Annotated in this window: 19 protein-coding genes; 13 read left to right on the top strand and 6 right to left on the bottom strand. The window is 49.2% G+C overall.

The features are described 5' to 3' along the window. Window positions 1-53: 53 nt before the first annotated feature. A complete protein-coding gene (locus NNX04_RS16540) occupies window positions 54-1,259 on the bottom strand; it encodes a sigma 54-interacting transcriptional regulator (protein WP_261946497.1) in 1,206 nt (401 codons plus the stop codon). Window positions 1,260-1,394: 135 nt separating this feature from the next. Here NNX04_RS16540 and NNX04_RS16535 point away from each other — a divergent pair, with 135 nt between their 5' ends. Further along, window positions 1,395-2,363, top strand: coding sequence for an FHA domain-containing protein (locus tag NNX04_RS16535; protein ID WP_261946496.1), 969 nt, complete (start codon window positions 1,395-1,397; stop codon window positions 2,361-2,363). A gap of 7 nt (window positions 2,364-2,370) precedes the next feature. Then, window positions 2,371-5,037 (top strand): serine/threonine-protein kinase, encoded by a 2,667-nt coding sequence (locus tag NNX04_RS16530; RefSeq protein WP_261946495.1) that lies wholly within the window; start codon window positions 2,371-2,373, stop codon window positions 5,035-5,037. On the opposite strand, the gene NNX04_RS16525 is transcribed toward NNX04_RS16530, so the two are convergent. From NNX04_RS16525 to NNX04_RS16515, 3 genes are all read right to left on the bottom strand, one after another. Then, window positions 5,034-5,627, bottom strand: a complete 594-nt coding sequence (locus NNX04_RS16525) for a DP-EP family protein (protein WP_007638293.1) — start codon at window positions 5,625-5,627, stop codon at window positions 5,034-5,036. The genes NNX04_RS16530 and NNX04_RS16525 overlap by 4 nt on opposite strands. A 148-nt stretch (window positions 5,628-5,775) precedes the next feature. Next, a complete protein-coding gene (locus tag NNX04_RS16520; protein ID WP_261946494.1) occupies window positions 5,776-8,013 on the bottom strand; it encodes a TonB-dependent receptor in 2,238 nt (745 codons plus the stop codon). Window positions 8,014-8,038: 25 nt separating this feature from the next. Further along, on the bottom strand, window positions 8,039-9,259 hold the full coding sequence (locus NNX04_RS16515; protein ID WP_261946493.1) for a helix-turn-helix domain-containing protein: 1,221 nt from the start codon (window positions 9,257-9,259) through the stop codon (window positions 8,039-8,041). A gap of 417 nt (window positions 9,260-9,676) precedes the next feature. Between NNX04_RS16515 and NNX04_RS16510 the strand changes: the two genes are divergently transcribed. The 8 genes from NNX04_RS16510 (at window position 9,677) to NNX04_RS16475 (ending at window position 20,486) form a co-directional block, all read left to right on the top strand. Further along, window positions 9,677-11,785 (top strand): carbohydrate-binding protein, encoded by a 2,109-nt coding sequence (locus tag NNX04_RS16510; RefSeq protein WP_261946492.1) that lies wholly within the window; start codon window positions 9,677-9,679, stop codon window positions 11,783-11,785. A gap of 198 nt (window positions 11,786-11,983) precedes the next feature. Beyond that, entirely contained in the window at window positions 11,984-12,853 is an 870-nt protein-coding gene (locus NNX04_RS16505) for an AraC family transcriptional regulator (protein WP_261946491.1), read from the top strand. Between the two features lie 648 nt (window positions 12,854-13,501). Further along, window positions 13,502-13,786 carry a hypothetical protein gene (locus NNX04_RS16500; RefSeq protein ID WP_261946490.1) on the top strand — a complete coding sequence of 95 codons (285 nt, stop codon included), beginning with the start codon at window positions 13,502-13,504 and terminating at the stop codon, window positions 13,784-13,786. 172 nt (window positions 13,787-13,958) lie between these two features. Continuing rightward, entirely contained in the window at window positions 13,959-14,162 is a 204-nt protein-coding gene (locus tag NNX04_RS16495) for a hypothetical protein (RefSeq protein WP_151055778.1), read from the top strand. A 7-nt stretch (window positions 14,163-14,169) separates the two neighbouring features. Next, window positions 14,170-14,493 (top strand): hypothetical protein, encoded by a 324-nt coding sequence (locus tag NNX04_RS16490; protein ID WP_151055776.1) that lies wholly within the window; start codon window positions 14,170-14,172, stop codon window positions 14,491-14,493. A gap of 739 nt (window positions 14,494-15,232) precedes the next feature. Continuing rightward, on the top strand, window positions 15,233-15,817 hold the full coding sequence (locus NNX04_RS16485; RefSeq protein ID WP_261946489.1) for a hypothetical protein: 585 nt from the start codon (window positions 15,233-15,235) through the stop codon (window positions 15,815-15,817). A gap of 430 nt (window positions 15,818-16,247) precedes the next feature. Beyond that, on the top strand, window positions 16,248-18,902 hold the full coding sequence (locus tag NNX04_RS16480; RefSeq protein WP_261946488.1) for a cellulase family glycosylhydrolase: 2,655 nt from the start codon (window positions 16,248-16,250) through the stop codon (window positions 18,900-18,902). Between the two features lie 135 nt (window positions 18,903-19,037). After that, window positions 19,038-20,486: a glycoside hydrolase family 30 protein gene (locus tag NNX04_RS16475; protein WP_261946487.1), complete on the top strand. Its 1,449-nt coding sequence runs from the start codon at window positions 19,038-19,040 to the stop codon at window positions 20,484-20,486. Window positions 20,487-20,564: 78 nt separating this feature from the next. On the opposite strand, the gene NNX04_RS16470 is transcribed toward NNX04_RS16475, so the two are convergent. Further along, complete coding sequence (locus NNX04_RS16470) at window positions 20,565-20,801, bottom strand: DUF2442 domain-containing protein (RefSeq protein WP_261946486.1); 237 nt, start codon at window positions 20,799-20,801, stop codon at window positions 20,565-20,567. Window positions 20,802-20,807: 6 nt separating this feature from the next. Then, entirely contained in the window at window positions 20,808-21,077 is a 270-nt protein-coding gene (locus NNX04_RS16465; protein WP_261946485.1) for a DUF4160 domain-containing protein, read from the bottom strand. A gap of 151 nt (window positions 21,078-21,228) precedes the next feature. Here NNX04_RS16465 and NNX04_RS16460 point away from each other — a divergent pair, with 151 nt between their 5' ends. The 3 genes from NNX04_RS16460 (at window position 21,229) to NNX04_RS16450 (ending at window position 23,285) form a co-directional block, all read left to right on the top strand. Further along, entirely contained in the window at window positions 21,229-22,080 is an 852-nt protein-coding gene (locus tag NNX04_RS16460) for a class I SAM-dependent methyltransferase (protein WP_151055771.1), read from the top strand. 123 nt (window positions 22,081-22,203) lie between these two features. Then, window positions 22,204-22,743, top strand: a complete 540-nt coding sequence (locus tag NNX04_RS16455; protein ID WP_261946484.1) for a BLUF domain-containing protein — start codon at window positions 22,204-22,206, stop codon at window positions 22,741-22,743. An 11-nt stretch (window positions 22,744-22,754) separates the two neighbouring features. After that, window positions 22,755-23,285 (top strand): DUF1993 domain-containing protein, encoded by a 531-nt coding sequence (locus tag NNX04_RS16450; RefSeq protein WP_261946483.1) that lies wholly within the window; start codon window positions 22,755-22,757, stop codon window positions 23,283-23,285. Window positions 23,286-23,348: the final 63 nt, after the last annotated feature.

The following is a 23,348-nucleotide window of genomic DNA, read 5'->3' as shown; positions in this document are numbered from 1 at the left end:
GGGAAAGGAATAATCAGGAGCGGTCAGGTCAGGCAAGAAACCCAAGCGACGCACTAATGGCGAGGCAGCAATGCTCCCACATCCGCGGCACTCACCAAATCGCCGTTGTTGCGCAGTGCCAATTGTTTGATGAGATTTTTCAGGCCTTCCACATGATCGGGAAACGGGTGATTTGCCACCAATTGCACGGCAGCCTCATCCAGCACCAACTCACCGGCAAGTGCAAATTCGGCGATGAAAAACTGCACTAGATCGCGCAAATCATCCTCGCGCTCCACCAGTGTGGGCAGTTGCAGGCTATGCACAAAATGCATCATCCACCCCAAGCCTATGGCAACCGGGTCGATGCTGGCGCGACTCAAGCTAAATACCAAACCGAGGGAGTTACCGCTGCGTGTAGCAGCCATCCACTGCAGACAAAAGTGTCGCAGTGCGTGGATATCGCGCACCGAAAGGGCATCGAGGTTGCGCAAAAACAAAGTGCCGCCGGTGGCGCAGCTGCGCAGGGATTGCAGAATCGCGGTGGCCGTACCCTCTTCCCACTCGCGGCAATCCGATTCAATAAACGGCGCGTTTTCACTACAGGAAATGTCGTGCAAGCGACGCGCGGCAATAATTTTACCCGTGCCCTTATCGGCGCGAATAAGCACCGGACATTTCCTTTTGGCCAATTGATCTATCCACTGATCTAATTGGCGCAATACAGTACTGTTGCCGACCCAAAAACATTGGTCGCCATACCAGTGAATTGAGCGATAGCGGGATTGATAACGGCTAATAACCCGCACAATTTCCTCAATTACCAACCCCAACTCCTGTTTGACCTCGCTATCATTGGGGTGAACACCGGGTGCCATTTGCACCACCAAATAGCCCAGGCGCTGAGATGCATTTTCCGGCGTATTAAAATTAACCGGCAAACTCAGCGCCGCCTCGGCATCAAAGCCTTGAAAAGGTGAGCTGTTTGCCTCTTGGGTAGAAATAATAAACTCTTCAGCACCGCCGGAAGCCGCGACAAATAAATCGCGCACATCATCAACTAATAATAAATGGCGATAGCCCTGGTGATTCAGGCAGCGCAGAGTCACTGCCGCCTGCTCAAGGCCAAGGCGAGCAGCAGCGGAGCGCAGGATCATTTTAGTCAGCGCGATAAAACTTTTATTCACCGGCACCCAGCGCGGCACCGAGGACTGATTAAACTTGCGTGTTGGGCGCGCCCGACTTTTGTAACTGCTTACGGCCTGAAAAAGGGCAATCATAACGATATTCTCATGACTCACAGGGGCGATAACTGGGAAAACATCGGCATCTTGTGGCAATCTATGAGCCTTGAGCGCTTTTGACCATTACACGCAATTACACCAATACAAAGAAAGACTTGATCCGGACCCGCTATGGCTTATTTGTTGGATGTCGCTGCAGAGGCCTATTTTCCTCTCGCCCCTCATCACACCTTTGGCAGACTCGCCAACAGTGTGGACACCCATATCGACAAACCCTACGTATCCAAATTGCATGCCGCCATTGAATGGAATGGCGAACAGTGGCGCATTAAAAACCTCGGCCTTAACGGCACCTGGATCAATGGCATCGCCATGGCGCAGGGCGAGACCCGCGAACTGGCGGTTAACGATGAAATTGTGCTCGCCGCGCAAACCGACCCCGGTTTTCGGGTGATGGATCTGCGGGCGCCCAACGATATCTTGTGGCCGTTAAATCGCTCGCTGAGCGAAACCTCACCGATTTACCTCAGCCGCTATCACCTGCTGCCCGATGGCGACGCTCCCGAATTAGCACTCTATTTTGACGAGCAGGCGCAACAGTGGTTTCAGGAAGCCATAGCCGAACACAGCGAAGCCCTGCCGCTTAACGATGGCGACCTGGTGCAATTCTCTACCGGCCACTGGCAATTTGTACGCGCCAACATTTACGGTCCTACCGAAATAAAAAGCGCGCGCCACATTAACGATTTTGAATTTGTGTTTAATTTGAGCCTGGATGAAGAAACGACCCAGCTTGAATTGCGCCAGCAACAAGTGCTGGACCTGGCCGTGCGTACCCATCACTACCTGCTATTGCAACTCGCCCGCCACCGCGCTGAAGACGCCGCACGTGGGCTGGATAGCAAAAGCCAGGGCTGGGTTTATGCTGATCAACTCGCAGCGGAACTGGGGCTGGACAGCACCCACATGAATATTCAAATTTTCCGTGCGCGCAAACAATTGGCTGACCTATTGCCCGATGCACTGGGCCAGCAGTGCCTGCTGGAGCGACGCGGTGGCAAAATTCGCTTTGGCTGCGATAAATTTAAAATCTACAAAGGCGATCAACTGACCGCCACCTCCATCCTGAAGGATTGCTGATCGCCCTATGGACAGCAAGCCACACACCACCATCCCTCTGCAAATCGGGCACTACCAAGTGCAGGAGGCGATTGGCCGTGGCGGCATGGGTTTGGTATACCGCGCACGCGATACCCGCCTGGAGCGCGAGGTAGCGATTAAATGTTTGCGCACTGAATTGTTTGAAGCGCATTACATCGAGCGTTTTAAGCGCGAAGCCTTGCTACTTGCCAAATTAAACCACCCGAATATTGTGCAGATTTACGATTTTATCGAGGCGCCCGACCAACTGGCGCTAGTGATGGAATTAGTGGATGGCCAGAACCTGCAAACTTATTTGCGTGAACATGTAACACCGCTATCGCAGCGTTTGCACTGGCTGACCCAAATTGCGGAAGGCTTGGCCATCGCCCACGACGCCGGCATTATTCACCGCGATTTAAAAGCCGAAAATATTCTGATCAATAAACGCGGCCAGGCAAAAATTACCGATTTAGGCATCGCCAAATCCCAGGATTTTAATGCGACGCTCACCGACCATGTCGCAGGCAGTTATTGCTCCATGTCGCCCGAACAGGCGATGGGTGAAAGCATCAGTTTTAAAAGCGATTTATTTTCGCTCGGCATTTTGGCCTACCAATTATTGTGCGGCGCACACCCCTTTGGCGATACCGGCAACAAGCTGCAAATAATGCAGCGCATTATTTCGCACCCGCCCACTCCACCGCACCAACACAACCCGGACTTACCCGCCGAGTTTGTGGATTTGCTTGGGCAATTGTTATCCAAAGACCCGAACAAACGCCCGGATAATACCCATTGGGTAGCAGCGCAGTTTAAAAAACTCAGTGCAATGAATGTGCACGACAATATTGCCAGCGATGACACCCAAGCACTGGCAATGCCGCACACCAACATTAACAAGAGCATTACGCGCAGCGCACGCACACAAGACCACCCCACCTTTGAAACGCGCTTTGCAGCGGTTGCACTACCCAGGGTTTCACCTTGGAAAAAAATTAAAAACTATATTGCTGCCAATAAAATTGTAGTGAGTTCCGCAGCACTGAGCGTATTGATGATTACCGGTGTGATTGTGTGGCAATTGCAACCCAAACCGCCCAAGTATATCGCGGTGATTCCACCCAAGTTGACGGCAGAGGGGATGCAGGAGTCGCAGCAGGAATTAGTGAAATTAGCTGTGTTTGATTCTATTCAGCAAGGTATCTTAGCGATAGAAGATGGCTACTATCTCATCCCCCGCGAGGAAATAATTGACACCAATGGTGATATAGATAACATCCGTCGAGCGACAGCTGCCGATGAAATAATTAGCACCGATATCAATTGCAAGGACGACATATGCAGAATAGCGTTAACACGTATCAATGCCGATCATTCACGCTTGCGCACATCCCACTCAAAAACGTTTGATGTCTTAACCGACAACTATCTCACGATGGCGAGTTTAGTATACAAAAATATCGAATTGATCTATCAGCAAAATAGTATTGCTCATCACACTCAATTCACACCAAGCGATTACACAACTTATCTGTCAACCTATCAGGATTATTTACTCAATGGAGCAACGCCTGAAGGACTGTCAGCGATAGACTCAATTAATAATGTTAGCGCATTGATCGAAGCACAAACATTATACCGAGACTTGGCGCTTGATCTTTACTATGAAACATCGGAACCTATTTATCTCGAAAAATTTAAACGCATTGTGACTTCCAACCAACGAAAAAATGCAGAAAGCACTCAACACTTAATTAATATTTTTTATCTGGCTGATGCGGAAAACGACAAGAAAAAAGCAGAGGATATCATTGAACAACTAAGAGACAGGGAGTCCAATTTGGGAGTTGTTTTAAGCCTGGAAGCTTATATAGAGCTGGGAAAAAGCAATTACAAAAAGGCAATAGCCATTTACAAAAAGCTACTGAAAATCAAACCATCAGCAACAAACTATCAGAACATTGCTATCACCTACTGGCAAGCAGGCAACTTAGCTGAAGCGAGAAAGTATTTGGCGTTGGCGCTTGAAAAATCACCTGACTCTTACAAAGCAAACCAAATCCACGGCGCTATTTCGTTATCTGAAGGCGATACAAAAAAAGCGATTGCATCTTTTAATACTGCAATTAAAAATCGCATCGACGCAACAAACTTGAGCAATCTCGGGCTAGCTTATCTACTCGACAATAATTTTCCACAAGCTGCGGCAAAACTACAGCAAGCAAATTCACTTGCCCCGAATAACATGGTAATACTATTAAATTTTGCCGATGCACTACACCATAACAATCAAAAAGATTCTGCATTTAAAAAATATCGAAAAATTATCAACTCAATTTCATCGACAAGTGAAAACCCAGAAGAATTAAAGGCGAAGATATTGGCGCACAGCCATTTGGGGGAACACTCACAAGCAATTGAACACTTGTTACTTCTTCAGAAGCTAGACAAAGAAAATATTGACACACCATACACAGCAGCAATTGTTTACACACAAGCAAATGAACGAACTTCAGCACTAGTCAACATCAAAAAAGCACTGGAGGAAAAAATCCACCCAACTTGGTTTAATTTTTCCTGGTTTAACTCGCTCTGCGAAAGCACTGAGTTCATAAAATTAATGAGCGCCTACGGTGCACCACAGCGATGCACCGGAGAGAGAACCAACTAGCGCGGACGAGTGATAATTACGCGCGGATCCTGTGATTCATAAATCGTGACAACACCGGTGTTTTGGTTCGTCAAGGAAGCAACAAAACCAAATGGAATATTTTCTGCATCATTCTCCAGCGCGTGCACATAGACGATCATAGTGTAGCCATTGTCGATGATATCCAAGGCTACATCGTTGTTAGGGTCACTATCAGGGTTGTCAGTTGCTACACCGCCCAGCGCAAAACGCCAGGTGCCACCGGAAGCAGGGTTCTGTTTGATTTTCACAACCAGCACTGCACGCTCAAACTGACGGTTTAATGCAGAAGGGTTTGGCTCAAACGTCACTTCCAGATTTTGTATATCGGTAGTGCTGCCCTCTTCGGTAAAAATCCAATCCCCCGGCCCAGTCGCGAGGCTTTTCGCTGGCATCAATTCAAAGGTCTTAATAACCTGACCATTCAACGGCACGTTGATTACCAAATCAGTAGTTGTCAGTGCTTTGCTGGTTTTTTTTGCTTTTACTGGTTTAGCTGCACTGGCGGCGACTTTTTTAACAGTCTTTTTTTCCGCCTTTTTGTCACTGTCTTTCTTTTTTTCTGCTGCCATCTTGATTATTTCCTGTCATTAAGTATGTGGAATCCCTAGGTGAACAACACATCAAAAACAACGGCCTTTTGATTGTGTAGTCGCCCTCTTCCCGGAAAGCGACTGAAACGATACCGCGTGATTATTTAAATAACGGTACTATCAATTGTTAATACTCATAGCTCACCGACAGACCAACGGTGCGCGGGCGAGTGACGTATTCGAACTGACCTTGGTCACCATAAAAATCATCCGCGCGGCCGCCGGTAATCCCACGGGTATTGGCGATGTTATTCACAAAAGCACCCAAGCGCCAATTACGCAGTGTTACACCAACCTGTGCATTGGCAGTGTTGTAACTATCCAATTGTTGATAATTGAAATAACTTTCGTTGAGTGCGGTGTATACCTCGCCCATACGTTGGAAGCTCAGGCTACCATCCCATTCCACGCTGCCCATCGCTTGCAAATAATCCAGCGCCACGCTGAACTGAGTGCGTGGTGAACCGGGTAAACGGTCACCGTCAAACGCGTCAATAGCTTCCACGGTTTCGGTTAGCTCGGCATCGATAATGGTGTAATTGCTGCGCAGGCTAAAACCGCCGGGCAATTGTGCAAATACTTCCAGCTCAACACCTTGGGAGCGCGCTTCGCCCGCGTTGGCGGTAATGGAGCGGCCATCATCTTCAGCGGTGGTGCTTACTTGGATGTCTTCCCACTCGGTGGAGAACACCGCGGCGTTGAATTGCAATTGTTGATTGAACCACTCGCTGCGTAACCCCAACTCATAGCTGGTGGCTTTATCCGGATCATAAAAGGTATTAGTAGTTACACCGGGTGGTGTCAGGTTTGCGCCGCCACGGCGAAAGCCTTCGGCTGCACTGAAATAAATACTCAGATCTTCATTAAATTTATAGCGGCTGCCCAATTTGCCCAGGGTGCCATCGATAACATCATCGCCCCGCTCAACACTTGCAAAATCTTCAAAGGGGTAAGCCTTAGTCACATTCAATTTATCGTCGTAACGGAAAAAGCGAGCACCGCCACTGATTTCCCATTTTGATGTCAAGTCGTAAGCCAACTCACCATAGGCTGAATATTCATCGAGCACTTCCTGCTGGGTCGCTATGTACTCTGCATCACTTGCTAGGCCGGCATCCAGATAGTCATTAAAGCCGGGCACAAAATCGCTCATATAAACATCAAGATCATCGCGGCTATAAAAACCACCGATTAGCCAGCGCAAAGGCTGCTCACTGTCAGAGACCAAACGCAATTCAGCACTGTCTTTCACCACATCCACCGTGCTGGCGTTGTAAGCGGAAAGATCTTCAAAGGGTGTAAAGTAAGCATTGTCGTAGTAAGCAGCATCCAGACCTATGTACAAATCCGTCTGATCCGCACGCTCGTTATGCGCATAATCGTAGCGATTCACGCTCGCGGTGAGTGTGGCAAAACCCATATCGTAAGTGGCGTCGATGCTTGCTAATTGCAGTTCGCCTTCCATGGGTTGCAAGTAGCGACTGGAGGCGGTGTAGTCGTCGCCCGTAAAACTTTCATTCGCGGCCTGGCGATCACCGACATTTATTTTTTGATAGTGATAGCTGCTATTGAGCGAGAAATTATCGCTCGCTTGCCACAGCAAACTAACACGCGCCTGTTTGGTTTGGTCGTCGTTGATGTCCTCTTGCGCGCCGCTCAATAAATAGGGGTTGTCGATAAAACCGGCATTGTCGGTTTTGCCGAGCAATAAACGCAGGCCAAGGGTGTTATCGATTAATGGCGTGTTCACTACCAGATCTGTGTCGTAACTTAAATCGTCGCTGTGTTTGGTTTGTGACAGCTCACCGCTCGCGCGTACTGAATATTTTTCCAAATCCGGTTTGGCGGTCACGTAGCGAATCAAACCACCAACAGACGCATTACCGTAAAGTGTACCTTGGGGGCCGCGTACCACTTCTATTTGCTGCAGATCTTTCAGGCTGAAAGACGGCGGTACAAAATAGCCTTGCAGCGGAATATTATCGACGTAGCTTGCCACCAAAGAGCCATCGCCGCTCAAATCACCGGAGTCAATTTCATCCATGCGCAGGCCGCGAATAATTAAGCCGGTGGGGTTGCGCGGGCCGGCATCCACAATATTTAAACCCGGCACTTGCGCGGCGATATCGCCAATGTTTTTTACGCCTTGAAAATTATTCACCACACTGAGTGCACCGGCATAATCCTGCAGGCGCTGTTCGCGTTTGGCGGCGGTGACAATCACTTCTTCTACCGCTGCCGATTCGCTTGCTGCCCAGCTGGGTGCTGCAAGTAATGGCAATATGGCACAGGCAATCGCCAGTGGTGTTTTGGTGCTGATTTTTTTTGTAGTTTGCTTGCTGTGTGTGCTGTGGCTGTTGATCATGTTTTCCTTAGCTCCAGTAGTGAAATTATTTAGCGGCCATCGCCACCTTCTGCGGGTTTTGGCGATACTCAGACGGTGTTTTCCCTACCAGTTTTTTAAAGAAGGTATTAAATACCGATTTACTGTTAAACCCCACTTCCAGATAAATGTCGGTGATGGTTTTGTCCTTATTGGCCGGATCCAGCAGGCGCTTTTGCACTTCCTCGATCCGGTAGCCGTTGATGAACTCGTAAAAATTTAAATTGAAATGGCGGTTGATAATCATGGATAAATCTTTCGCCGGGATCGACAAATTTTCAGCCAGCATATCCAGTGTTAAATCCGGATTGAGATAGGTTTTTTGGCTGCGCATGATGCTGTCGATTTTTTCTGCATACTCGGGGTTGAGCAGTTTTTCCTGCGCGGATTTTTTAGCCGGTTCACGACCGCTATTGCTACTGTCTTTTTGGCGCACTGCTTCAAAATTGCTGAAGTAGCGCATGCTGGTAAATACCAGGGTGCAGACCAATACAAACAGCGCGTAGTAACCACTCAAGCCGATGTATTCAATCACGTTGCCGCTGGGGTGCGGCGCCTGAAAATCATAACCGGCGGCAAAACCAATCGCTTTGGAGAGCGCCAGAAATGCCTCCATCGCGGTGACCACCAAAAAGCCCAACACCAATATTTTGAGCCAGAGGATATCCACCTTTTCAATATTGGAGTGGGTGTTTTTGAGTATGCCTTTGTATTTGTAGATCAGCAAAAAGCCTGCCACGCAGTAGCCAACACGCAGGAACTTACAAAAGAAATCCATCCCGATGTAACCAAAACTGTACACAAAGGCTTCGCTGTTGATCCACTCCAGGCGTGTAGCGGCAGGGAAACGGTAGAAGGCCAGCAGCATAAATACACCGAATAATGCGAGCGGCAGCAGGTGCAGATAATCCTTGGGGCGCAGGTGGAAATCGCGGAATACCAGTGATTTCACATAAAAGTAGAGCAGCACGGCATCCAGGTAGTAGGCGAAGCCGCCAATAAAATAAATACCAGGCGCATGGGTGCGCACCTGCAATTTGAAATCGGCGCCCCACAGAATTAATTCATGCAGTGGAATAAAGGCATGGGCGATTAAAAAAGCCGCGAGAAAATAATTGCTGATGTTATTGGGCGGGTTGGTAGCAATCAGCAGTAGCGCAAAAAAACCGCAGAGCATGGCGGTCATCAGCAAAATAACGTCGTGAAAATTGAAAACTACAAAATCCATAGGTGATCCCCGAATACTTTTTATTGTGACGCTGTTGTAGTGGTTGAACGCGCCTTGGTTGTGTCACAAGGGATACTATAGAAACTGCCAGCCCTGAGCCAGCATAAATCTATTGCGGCAGCGAAGTGGCACACCACCGTCAGGTTCAGTGCAAACGGGTGCCTCTACCCCCATCAATTCCCGCTATTTAGCGGCTTTTACGCCCATGGTTCGAGCAGTTTTTGTTTGCTCGAACGGGTTCGCTTTACATTTTTTTGCACCCTTTCGCCGCTGTCGAACGACAGCTGTTACACGCTTGCCTAGAGTGCAGCCAACGCCGCCCGACCGACATCAATAAGAACCACAACAAGGAAACGCAGTAACGCGGAATAGGGGGCGCGTAAACCGTAATAACAATAACGTCACAGGTATAAACCCATGAAACCATCAGCAATTCGCACCTGGTCAGTGCTTGCACTGGGCCTTTCCAGTGCACTCCTGAGTCAGCTCGCAACCAGCCAAGTCAATGTGCCCGCCACCATACAAGCCGAAGCCTACAGTCATATGAATGGCATCCAGCTGGAAAATACCAGCGATAGCGGTGGCGGCCAAAACGTCGGCTGGATAGATGCCAACGACTGGCTCTCCTACAGCAATAGCCCGGTCAATATCACAACTACGGGCGCATACGACATTGAATATCGCGTCGCCAGTGCAACCGGCGGTGGCAACATCACCTTTGAAGAAGCGGGCGGCACACCGGCCTATGGCAACTTCGCCCTGCCCAATACCGGCGGTTGGCAGAACTGGACGACGGTAAAACAGCGCGTGAATTTGAGCGCGGGTGTGCATCGCTTTGGCATCAAAGTAAATGCCGGTGGTTTTAACCTCAACTGGTTCAGGGTTGTGCCGGTGCAAACCCAAAGCTGGACGCCGCTGCCCGCGATCAAACAAAGCGGCCACCTGTGGGTGAACGCCAATACCAACCAGCGTGTGGATCTGCGCGGCACCAATCTGGGCAACTGGTTGATTCAGGAATTCTGGATGATGGGCGGCATCATCTCCCACAGCGGCGGCGCAGTGAACGACCAGTGCACACTGGAATCGGTGATGGCGCAGCGCTTTGGCAACGGGGAAAAAGAACGCTTGATGAAAGTGTTCCGCGACAACTACATCACCGCGCGCGATTTCGACATGATGCAGGCCATGGGCATGAACGTAGTGCGCATCCCCTTCCTGTACAGTTTGATCGAGGACGAATACAACCCCTACACCTTGCGCAGTGACGCCTGGCAATACCTGGATTGGGCGATCAATGAAGCGGAAAAACGCGGCATGTACACCATCCTCGATTTGCACGGTACCGTCGGCGGGCAAGCGGCGGCCAGTGAGCAGCACGACGGTTGCATCGGCGCGGCGCAGCTCTGGACTAACGCGAGCTACTGGGACCGCACCAAATGGCTGTGGGACATGATCGCCCAGCGCTACAACGGCCGCAGCGCCGTCGCCGCGTATGACTTGCTGAATGAACCCTGGGGCACCGACGCCACCACCCTCGCCAACCGCTCCTACGAACTGTTCAACGTGGTACGCGCCAAAGATCCCACCCGCGTGATTTTACTGCCCGGCCATAACAGCGGCATCGATGCCTACGGCAACCCCAACAGCCGCGGCCTGACCAACGTATCCACCTGGATGCACTTCTACCCCGGCCTCTGGGGCTGGAACGACACCGCCGCTTACGGCGCCGGTCAAGCCAACATGTACGCCAACTGGCTGCACTGCAATCCCAACGGCCTGGGTGAAAGCTGCGATTGGCGCAACAAAATCACCAGCTTGCAAACGCCCTTCCTCGTCGGCGAATTCCAACCCTGGACACTGCTGGGCAGCTACGGCGGCCAGATGACGCGCAAAGCCTACGACATCTACAACAGCTATGGTTGGGCGGCGACTAACTGGGCGTGGAAAACCACTTCGCAAAACGGCTCCAACGGCGATACCAGCGGCTGGAACTGGGGCATGGTCACCAACAGCAGCAATGGCGGCGGCATGAGCCCGATCAACGTGAGTAATGCCAGCACCGCGCAAATCGAAAACTGGTTCCGCCAATTCTCCACCCAGCCCTTGGTGCGCAATGAAAGCATCGCCACCTGGATGAATTGGAAACCAACCGTGGGCACGCGCATCGAAGCGGAAATGTTTAAAGACCACAACGGCATCCGCATGGAAACCACCACCGACGCTGGTGGCGGATTCAACGCCGCCAGCACCGACGACAACGACTGGATGAGCTACCCCATCAACATCCCCAGCACCGGCAATTACACCCTGCAAGTGCGTGTGGCATCGCCCTACACCGGCGGCATTTTGGTGCTCAGCAGAAACGGTTCGGACTTAGGCACCATCAACGTCCCCAACACCGGCGGCTGGCAAAACTGGCAAACCGTTTCCACCACTGTTTACCTCACGGCGGGGCAACAGGATTTATCGATTTTTGTCAGAAAAGGCGGCTGGAATATCAACTGGTTCCAATTAAACCCGCTGTGATTTTTTAACAAAACATTTTCTCTCTAGCCCTGTTGTTAAGGCAGTTAATTAACAACAGTCCTTTGCCGATGCAGCAATGCATCGGCTTTTTTGTTTGTGCAACACCACCATAAAATCACTAGACTGCGCAATCTCAATCAGGACAAGGCACGCGAAAAACTCGCATTATGCGCTGCACCTGAAACGTGAAGGATTGGCATGAGCAATAACCCGACAAACCACTACGACAAACGCATCGCCCGTGTTTGCGAATACATTAATCAGAACCTCAATCAGGATTTAACACTTGAGCGAATGAGTGATGTTGCCGCCTTTTCCAAATACCATTTTCATCGGGTATTTATGGCCTACACGGGCATGAGTGTGACACGCTTTATTCAGTTGACCCGACTGAAACGAGCCTCCTATCGCTTAGCGTTTGAAAGTGAAAAACGGATTATTGATATTGCATTGGAAGCCAGCTTTGAAAGCCCGGAAGCATTTGCGCGGGCCTTTAAACGCACTTTTGATCAATCGCCTTCTGAATTCAGGGCGGAACCCAATTGGCCAGAATGGCATATGCGGTTTCAATTTCAGCCTAAACCTTACGGAGAAATAACCATGAAGGTCAACGTCATTAATTTTGAAAAAACAAATATTGCATTCATTGAACACCGGGGAGCACCAGAAAAAACACTGGAAACTGCGGCAAAATTTATTGCATGGCGTAAAGCTACCGGACTCTCGCCGGTAAAAACCAGCAAGACATTCGGCATTCCCTATAGCGACCCCAAAACCACTGAGCCAGAAGAATTTCGTTGGGATGTATGCGGCACCATCGATACAGAGATCCCCGAGAACGATTACGGTGTAAAAGCAGGAATAATTCCCGGCGGAAAATGCGCCGTTATTCGCCACACCGGCAGCTACAATACCCTCGACACGATCATCTACGCGTTTTATCGCGAATGGCTGCCGAACAGTGGCGAAGAAGTTCGCGACTATCCCTGCTTTTTCCACTACGTAAATTTCATCCATGAGGTCGACGAATGCGACCTTATTACCGATATTCATTTCCCATTAAAATAAACACCGCGCCTTGGCTCACCCAAAACCAAGGCACCAACCTTCCCGAAAGCGCGTTGCACAGATTGTAATAAGCTGTAATATTACCCCGCACACCAAACCGCCTACCCTATGCGGTTCCCGTCACAGGAATGACGACAGCAGTAAGCACCACAAGGAAATGTATTACGGATTTTGGATACACGACTTGGCTGCTATGGATTACGGATATTAAAAGCACTGCACCTTCCCCACTCCAAACACCCTCGCTCGTTTTTTGCTTGCTTTGGCAACGCAGATTTTTTATTTCCAATTATCCAAAATATTTGCAAGCTGATGCGGAAATTAATACCGGCGGTGTACCTGTAGGTTGTGGCGGGTCGCGTCGACTGAGTTTACGAACCGCAACGGATTTGAAGGGCGAGTTTGTGACCAAAGCGAAAAGTCGGCCAAATGGGCACTGCAACTAATTGAGATTATTTGTGCCGTATAACTCCATAATTAATTCGGAGTGATAGCTAACCCTTTGATTTAGCACGAGCCAAATCGATTGAGAGTTCATCCACTTTTTTGGAGTTATACAGCACTACAACAAATTAGTTGGAATAACGTTCTACGGGTTATATTGTTGGTGCAATTTAATAAACTGTTATGAAGTCTTAGAAGGAAAGTATGAATACACAAATTGAAAGAATCAGACTTAATTCAAAACATATATCAGCCGGCACATCTCTTGCGGATAATCCTTCCTTTAAAGAAGGTAGGCTTGAAACTCTAGCGAAGGATATCGCAGAGCTTTGTTCTGGGGTTCAGTTGACTGACAATCAGCGCTCATACTATGAAGCGGTATTTAAAACTATATCAGAATTAAAGAAATCTGAAGGGGAAGCCTTTAGAGGTAGAGCTTTAGGTTTGGCGGGGCAGGTTAATTTGCTTTTGAATTCTTTTTCATCGTAGCATCGCATTTGTAAAACTAAAATTCATAACAAGGCGCAGCAACTCGCCACTGCGCGGCTGGACAGTTTGTAAGTCGCGCTTATGTGGTTTGCTTCGCAAAGTATTCCACAACGCACAACTTACAAACTGCCGTTGTGATTAACGTTATGATTTACCAATTCGGAGACAATTTATGCCAACAAGAAGAACAGGAAATTTTAATGTCGCAGAAGTGGTGCTGGAAAGAACTAAAGCTAAGCTTGCTACATTTTTAAGCGAAGAGGAAATGGCTAGAACACAAATACGCCTAGAGAACGGTAAGTTATCCTTTAACGCTGATAAATCTATACTTGAGAAAATAACATCTAAATTTGGCGAGCCAGCATCAAGCGAGTAAAAATATTATGGAAAAAATACCAAAAAACAATGGAACACTTATTGTTAATGGCTCACAAATAAACAAATCCACACCACAAGAAACTCAAGCAATTCTAGCCAAATATCAATTTATGTATTCTTTGGCGGGCTTGTTGTTGGGGTTAGTCGCTATCATTGGTGGAATTTATCTTTTTGTAATTGGGGTTTCTGGAGCATCCGACTGGTATATAAAATTATTAGGTGCCGAATCTAAAATTCTTCAGGCTGCACCTGGCGCAATTCTTTTTATTGTTGGTGTATCTCTGGTTTTCATAACTCGCTATAAATACAAACACATTGTGGCAAAGTAATATCATAACAAAGTGTAGCAACTCGCGCACTTCGTGCGCTGGACAGTTTGTAATAGGAATCAATGATGGAATCATTGTCAGATATTTTCTCGCACCCAGTGCGAAAACGAGCATTGATAATTCTCGCTGCACTATCGCTTATTCCGGTTCTATCTGACTTTCTTTACGAAGAATCTGGGGTATCTCTATTTTTACTGTTAGTTTACTTCATATTCAGCATTTTATATTGCTTCTGGTCGGTCTACTTGATCGTCAAAATCAGAGGAGTAATGAAGACCAAAAGATCATCCAACGTAGTACTGGAAATTGGAACTTGGGGGTACGTTTGGCGCTCTTGGCTCTTGTGCTCTGCTTCTTCAGTAACCACGCTTATTGCGTTAAGAGTATTACTTGGAGTTCATTTCGACAAAACTCTTTTCGCAGAAGCAGTTATTTTTTCTATATTGGTTATGGCGTTTATGACAGCATTTTGTTGGCTGTTCTATTCGAGTAATAGAAAGCAACAATTTTATACCGGTCTTAAATATTTTAGAGGCTATTAAATTGAAATAAGCACATAACAAGCGACTATGGTAAAAAATAGCACGTAGGTTGGGCATTACCGCCCAACCTACGTTGAGGGGCTACTTGCGCTTGGCCGAATCACAACAACTTGCTTCATGAGATGCGCACTACATTTAGGCCGGGCTCTTGACCAAGATCTAACAATAAAAACAAACCCAAAACACAGGACGTACTTATGCAAGACAATATTTACGCCGCACCGGAAGCAAACCTTGTCGATACTGAGGTAGGTGCAGTAGACCCCGCTTTTTATGTGGTATCTCCAGCGAAATTTTTTACCCTGTTCTTTTTTACGATTGGTTTGTTTGGCGTGTATTGGCATTACAAGAACTGGACGCTATATAAGGCTGCGTACAATGACCACAAACCTATACCGGTTATGCGGGCGATATTTTCGATATTTTTTACCCACGCATTATTTTCCGTGATTGACAGGCGCATTACAGATACAGGCAAGGATTTCAAATGGAATGCTACTGCTTGGGCGACTGTAGGGGTAATCGCGCTTGTGACTTCAAATGTTATTGATAGGATTCCTGCATCGGGCACCCTGGGTGCGCTCTTTGCATTTATGCCAATACCACTAACACTGGTATATGGACTGACGCTACTCAAAGCGCAGCGCGCTATTAATGTGAGCTGTAATGACCCGCAGGGGAAATCCAACCGGACGATTACCTGGGCAAATTGCATCTGGATCTTTTTGGGCGCAGCTCTTTTTACACTGGCATTGTTGGGAGTTTTTCTACCGGAGGAGTAGGTTGATCTCAACCTATAGGCCATTATGCTGACCTATAGGTTAAACGAGGCCACGTCCATGCCAGCAAAAATTGATATCTCCGAAGCGACAATAAAGCTCCTCGAAATAACTCTCCGTGGCGCGCACTGAACCAGCCCTCACAACCATTTATCAAAACCATTCCTTACCCGGCCAAACACCACTTTGGCCGATTTATGTCGGAAGTCGCTGCGCTCTTCCAACCTACGTCCCACTTACGATAGATCCACATCCAAAATAACAAGGTGGGACGTTCGCCTACGCGGATGGCTGGGGTGCGTTTACCCGAACGTCACTTTTTTCGGTTCGAATAAATTTAGTCGGGCGCGGGAGAGCATTGTCTTGGGGAAAGATGCGTTTAGCACCCGTGTGGGTGCAAACAATAAGCATCAACAGAATAAGAGACAATGCTATGACTCAACAGAATTTATCCCCCCAAGACACAACTCTCACCAACACAAACCGGCTTTCTTCCATCATCGCCCCTGCTTTTAAATTCAGCCTGCTCAGCGCCTGCTTGCTGGGTTTAGTGGCCTGTGGTGGCGATAAGGGTGACAAGGGGGTGCGGGCCGGGTTGCCTTCCAGCTCATCGATGTCATCGTCGGTTGCGCCGTCGTCGTCCAGCGCGGCGAGCAGCAGCCTCGCGCCGGATACCGAAGGGCTGACCATGCTCAAAACCGATGGCACCAAGTGGGTGAAAGCCAGCGGTAGACAGGTTCACCTGAAAGGCACCAACCTGGGCAACTGGTTGGTACAGGAATTTTGGATGATGGGCCAGGGCGGCAATGGGGTGCATGACCAATGTACGCTGGAGGCCGAGCTGACCGAGCGTTTTGGTTACGACGAAAAGGAGCGGTTGATCAAACTATTCCGCGACAACTGGATCAAGGAGCGCGATTGGGATCAGTTGCAGGCCTTTGGTTTTAATGTGGTACGCCTGCCGATTTTGTGGAACGTGATCGAAGACGAAAAGAACCCCAAAACCCTGCGTGCAGACGCTTGGCATTACATTGACTGGGCAATTGCCGAAGCGAAAGAGCGCGGCATGTATGTGATTTTGGATTTGCACGGCGCACTGGGCGGCCAAACGCCGAATGATCACACCGGCTGCTCCGGCCAGAATCAGTATTGGACGAACAGCGAATATCAGGATCGCACCAAGTGGCTGTGGGAACAGATCGCTACCCGCTACAAAGACGAACCCGTCGTCGCCGCTTATGACCCGCTCAATGAACCTTGGGGTTCCACCCCGGAAGACATGGCCGAGCGCGTGCTGGAGCTGTACGACACCATCCGCGCCATCGACGATAAACACATCATTATGTTGCACAGCCATTACGGCAGCATCGATGTGTATGGCGACCCGGCTGAACAGGGTATGACCAACGTTGCCTTTCAACTCCACCCCTACCCCGGCCTGTTTGGCGATAGACCCAACGACAGCCATTACGATATCCATCGCGACTGGCTGAAATGCGGTCAGGACGGCAAAGGCGGCGTGTGTTTCTGGGATACCAAACTCGAGGAACTGCAAACCCCGATGCTGATGGGTGAATTCCAGCCCTGGCAGGGCGCTGGTTTGGAGCTGGGTGGCAAAATCGGCCGCGCGACCTACGATATTTTTGCGGGCTACGATTGGGCCTCCACCAGTTGGTCGTACAAGTTGGTGACGATTGCCGGCGGCCAGGGCAACGGCCTGTGGGGCATGGTGACCAACGAGATCAACACCAGCCTGGACACAGGTGTGGGCATGATCACCAAAGCCAGCACCTGGGATTGCAACAACTGGGACTCCAGTTTTGCCGAGGCCTGCGCCAAAAAAGCCACCACCATTACCACCGGCGGCACCGAGGATAAAACCTATTACCTGGTGATAAAAACCGGTGCCAACGGCGGCGCGAGCCCTGATGTGACCTTCGACAGCATCAGCCTTAAAAACACCGCCACCAACGAGGAGCTGATCGCTAACGGCAACTTTGGCGCGGCAGGCGGTTGGTCTGAACTCACCATCAGCGGCGCGCTCAACTTTAACTACAACAATACCGACGCCAGCAAAGCCCCAACCGGCAGCGACGGCGCGGTACTGCACATCACTCGCCCGAGCGGTGTAGAGGGTGAAATCAACGGCGCGCTCTACCAGCAAATCACCCTGAAAGGCGGCCAAACCTACAGTTTCAGCGGCGTATTTAAAGGCAATGGCAGCACCAATACCTGGGCCGAGATCTACCTGATTGAAGAAGAACCGGTCGCCGGTAAAGATGTGGTGGATAGCGCGGGCAAAGTGGATTTCACCACCGCGCCCATCGAGGAGATTGAAGCGTTATTTACCAGCTACGGCGAAGTCGGTTACGACGTGCATGAAGGTCTGGCCCATTGGCTGGTGACCGATGAACACAACGATGTGTTCGACTACCCGGATCGCCCTACCGGTTTGGCACTGACAGTAACCGGCACCAACGCATCGCTGACCTGGACTGCAACACCGGGCACCGACATTAGCTATAACGTCTACCGTTCCAATTCGGCGGGCAGTAAAGGCACGTTAATCGCCGAAGACCTCGCCGTCACCAGTTATGCCGACAGCAACCTGAGTGAAGACCAAACCTATTACTACTCAGTGACCGCGCGCAACAACATCGCCGAAAGCTACGCCAGTGATGCAGTGAATACACCCGTACTTTTCACCCCGGTGCCCGCCAAAATCGAAGCGGAAAATTACACCGCACAGAGTGGCAGCCAAAGCGAAAATACCGGTGATAGCGGCGGCGGACAAAACGTGGGGCATTTTGAAGCGGGCGATTTTGTGGAATACAAAATCAAAGTGGAAACAGCGGGCAATTACATCATTGAGTACCGCCTCGCGTCACAAACAGGTAGCACCGGTTTTAATGCGCTGATTGACGGTGCGATTGTGGATACCCAAACCCTCGCACCCACTGGCGGCTGGCAGACTTATATCACCCAAAGCAGTGGTGCGATTGCTCTGCAACCCGGTAATTACACACTCAAGCTCAGCTCCATTGGCCAAGAGTGGAACCTCAACTGGATCAACATTAAAACGCAGTAAATGTTAATCCTACGCGCAGTATTTTTTAGCTAAGCCCTGTTGCCTCGCGCTGAATGTTTTATCACTCAGCACGAGGCTTTTTTATTTTTTATTTTTCTTATTTGTTTTATGCAGTTATTAACGGAGAGATGCTCTATGAAAAAACCATTACACCGATTGTTTATCGCCTTGGCATTCGCAGGGGCAAGCGGTGCACTCCAAGCCGCCGACACCACCACTACCCCAGCCAAAACCCTGAGTGTTTACACCACCGCCAAAGACAGCAATTTGCGTTTGAGCCAGGGTGAAAACCTTGTGCTACAACCGGCACAACAAGCACCGGAAACAGATATTGCGATTTTTGTGAATCCGCAAAAACACTATCAAACCTTTTTGGGTATCGGCGGTGCCATTACCGATGCCAGCGCCGAGACTTACGCCAAACTCAGCCGCACGAAAAAAGCGGAATTTTTGCGCGCTTATTACGACAAAAAAGACGGCATAGGTTACAGCCTATTGCGCACCACGATTCACAGCTCCGACTTTGCCAGCCGCAGTCACACCTACATCAAAGAAGGCGATAAAGAATTAAAAACGTTTGATATAGCACCTGACAAAAAACATCGCATTCCCATGCTGCAACAGGCCATTAAAGCGGCCGGTGGAGAAATCACCACCTACGTCAGCCCCTGGAGTGCGCCGGCGTTTATGAAAGACACCAACAACATGCTGCAAGGCGGAAAATTATTGCCCGAGTACCGCGACGTCTGGGCCAATTATTATGTGAAATTTATTCAGGCGTACGAGAAGGCAGGCATCCCGATTTGGGGCCTGACACTTCAAAATGAACCCATGGCAAAACAGACGTGGGAATCCATGATTTATACCGCCGATGAAGAGCGCGACTTTTTAAAAAATCACCTTGGCCCTACGCTCAAAAAAGCCGGCATGGGCGATAAAAAAATTATTGTGTGGGATCACAACCGCGATTTAATTGTGCATCGCGCCAACACCATTATGGGCGACCCGGAAGCGGCGCAATATGTGTGGGGCATCGGCTTCCACTGGTATGAAACCTGGGCTGGTGGCAAACCTATGTACAACAACGTTGCCGAAGTTGCCAAGGCATACCCCAATGTGAATTTATTGCTCACCGAAGCAACGGTAGAGAAATTCAACGCCGAGCGCTATCACTACTGGCCCAACGCCGAACGTTACGGCGATTCCATCATTAACGATTTTAATTCCGGCGCTGTCGCCTGGACGGATTGGAATATTCTGCTCGACCACACTGGCGGCCCTAACCATGTCGGCAATTTTTGTTTCGCACCGATTCACGCGGACACCAATGGCGAATTAATTTACACACCGACTTATTATTATTTGGGTCACTTCTCCAAATTTATCCGCCCGGAAGCCAAACGCGTAAGCGCTGCCGCCAGTCGCAGCTTGTTACAAGTTACCTCTTTTATAAATACCGACAACACACTCGCCACGGTAGTGATGAACAGCAACGACACCCCCATCAACTACCGCCTGTACATCGGCGATCAGGAAACCAAAGTCACTATTCCTGCACATGCAATGCAGACCTTGGTGTATTGATTTAAATAACATTAGGCCCAAAAAAACCAAACCCGCCGGATGGCGGGTTTGGTTTTTTGTTTGATACAGAAGGCTAGATTAGACAGGGTCACTTAATAAAAATAACGTGTCATTACTGAAGTCCTGCTCGTTAGGCCATTCAACCGCCCCGGCAACAACCTGCACTTGTTTAAAGTAACTTTTATCTTTTAGTTCCGAGAAAATTCCCTTATCAAGATAGGGAGACACATCAAATACTTTTGCCTCACCATTGGTGAAAAATAGCCTCAACTTATAGTCGGCCAAAGGTTCAACCTCTTTTACAAAGGGATTCATCAAAATCTACCTCAGTGGTTCAATCTTAAACACAGGCTCACCATTTAAAGCGAGTTTCCAATCTGCCATTAGTTCTTCATGGTGAATTTCCACCCAAGCGCTAATCAGTTTAGTTTTATTCGTAGGAAGCCCACCGGCAATTACCCTGCCTGAGGGTATCTCAATAATCGCATGCTGCTCCTGATACTCCACATGAATATGAGGCATGTTGTGCTGCTGATTATCAAAGTAATACATCCTTATAATTAACCCATAAAACATCGAAATAGTTGGCATTCTTCCCTCCTTGGGATTGTCTTAAGTGAGAATTATACGACGCTTTACAAAAAATAATTATCTCCCTGCAAAAATCTGCGAATAATGGACATCCGTTTTGGTGCGGATTACGAATCCATTTGTTAATGCAAAATTTGCAAGGAGTTTACCCATGAAAAAAATCGCCCTATTGGCTGCAGCCATATTGCTTCACGGCTGTGCTACCGACAGCGACGGCACTGGCTTGAGCGCACAGAATAAACAGCAATTGCAAACGATTACCCAGGCCATGCCGGCGGAACACCAGGCCCGTCACGCGGCACGTAACCCGGTGGAAACGCTGGCATTTTTTGGTATTAAACCCGGTGATGTGGTGATTGAAGCCCTGCCGGGCGATGGCTGGTATTCCAAAATCCTGATGCCTTACTTGGGCGCGAATGGCCGTTTGATCGGGGTGGATTACAGCCTGGCGATGTGGCCGGAATTTGGTGGTTTTGCCACGCCGGAATTTATCGAAAAGCGCAAAGCGTGGCCCGCGCAATGGAGTAGCGATGCCAAAAATTGGGGTAGCGCCAAGGCCGAAGCCTATACCTTTGCGGATTTACCCGCCGAATTAACTGGCAAGGCGGATGCGGTATTGTTTATCCGTGCCCTGCACAATTTGGCGCGTTTTGACGCCAAGGGCAATTACCTGCAACAGGCACTGGCCGAGACCCATCGCGTATTAAAACCGGGCGGTTTGGTGGGCGTAGTGCAACATGCCATGAGTGAAGATAAACCCGACGCCTGGGCGGATGGCAGCCGTGGTTATTTGAAAGAGTCGGCGATTGTTGCGGCCATGACCGCCGCCGGTTTTGAGTTAGTGGGCAGCAGCGACATCAACAAAAACCCCAAGGACAACCCACAAGCGGACGACAATGTTTGGCGCTTGTTGCCCAGCTTGAGTGGCACCGAGGCGCAGAAAAACCAGAACCGGATGATTGGTGAATCCAACCGCGTGACTCTACTCTTCAGAAAGAAATAAGCTCGTGCCCGCGTTAAATGGGGCTATATTGGGCACCATTAACGCGGGCTGTTGTCCGAGTATGCTGTTGAATAAACCGCGCGCATACCGCTGCGCGCACCGCCGCAATAGAGGAGCCCAATTGTGGATGATTTAGTGAGACTGGTGTACGCCAGTGAAGCGACCTTTGACGCTGCCGACCAGGGAATTGAGCTGGAAGTGGGGCGGATTCTGACCGAATCGCGCCGCAATAACGCCCGCGCCGAAGTGGGCGGTGTGCTCTATTACGGCAATGGTTATTTTTTCCAATGTTTGGAAGGCCAGCGCGATGCCGTGGTAGAAACCTATCAACGCATTTGCAACGACCCGCGCCACAAGAACGCTAAAGTATTATTGAAAGGTTTCACCAAGCGCCGCCTGTTTCAGAATTGGAGCATGAAATATTTACCCGCTGAAAAAAATCTGCGCGATTTTTTAGCGCAACACAGCCTGACGGAATTTTCACCCTTTGATTACGATCGCGAAATGGTGGGACGTTTGTTAATTTTTTTCCAACAGGCCAAAGAGTCGGGAGAGCTTGCCGAAAACAGCGCCGAGCAACAACAAGCTGTCGCCACTGAAACCAATGAACAATCCAGCAAACAAGCTAAAACCGGTTGGCGCCGGTTATTTAACCGTGGATAGTTGCCTGACGCATGAATAACCACAGCATTAATCCCGGCGCGATTTTTTGCCATTACTTGCAACAACTGAAAGTAATTGTGGAAAAAATTGATCGCCACAGCGGTGGCGACAATGCTCTGCTGCAACACAGTTTGCACCCAGGCATGTTGCCGTTATTGGCGCAGCTGCGCACTGCGGCCAACTTTTCGCTGCGCTGCTGTTGCCCGCTCAGTGCGCGCCCGCGCATTACTTTTGATAATAGCGATGACACTTACGCCGGAGTGCAGTTACAACTCACCCAAACCATTGATTATTTGCAAGCCATTCCCGCTACAGATTTTATTCACGCCACCACCATCATTAGCGACCAGGCAGGTTTCACCAAGTTGCATTTACCCGCCTCGGAATATGCGCAGCTCTATGCTCTGCCCAATTTTTTCTTTCATCTCAGCATGGCTTACGCCATCGCCCGCGCTGTCGGTGTGCCACTGAGCAAAGGCGATTTCGACGGCTATCACCAGTACCCGGACGGATTTTCGTTTGTGCCGGAAACAACTCGTTAACCATTTAAAAAATCGCGCGACTTTGCGTCATATCAAATAATTTTCAGTTAACTTTTTATTTTT

This window comes from Cellvibrio sp. QJXJ, from assembly GCF_024452345.1.
Taxonomy (GTDB): Bacteria; Pseudomonadota; Gammaproteobacteria; order Pseudomonadales; family Cellvibrionaceae; genus Cellvibrio.
The sequence above is the reverse complement of the archived record's forward strand: the minus strand, read 5'-3'. Positions and strand labels throughout refer to the sequence as shown.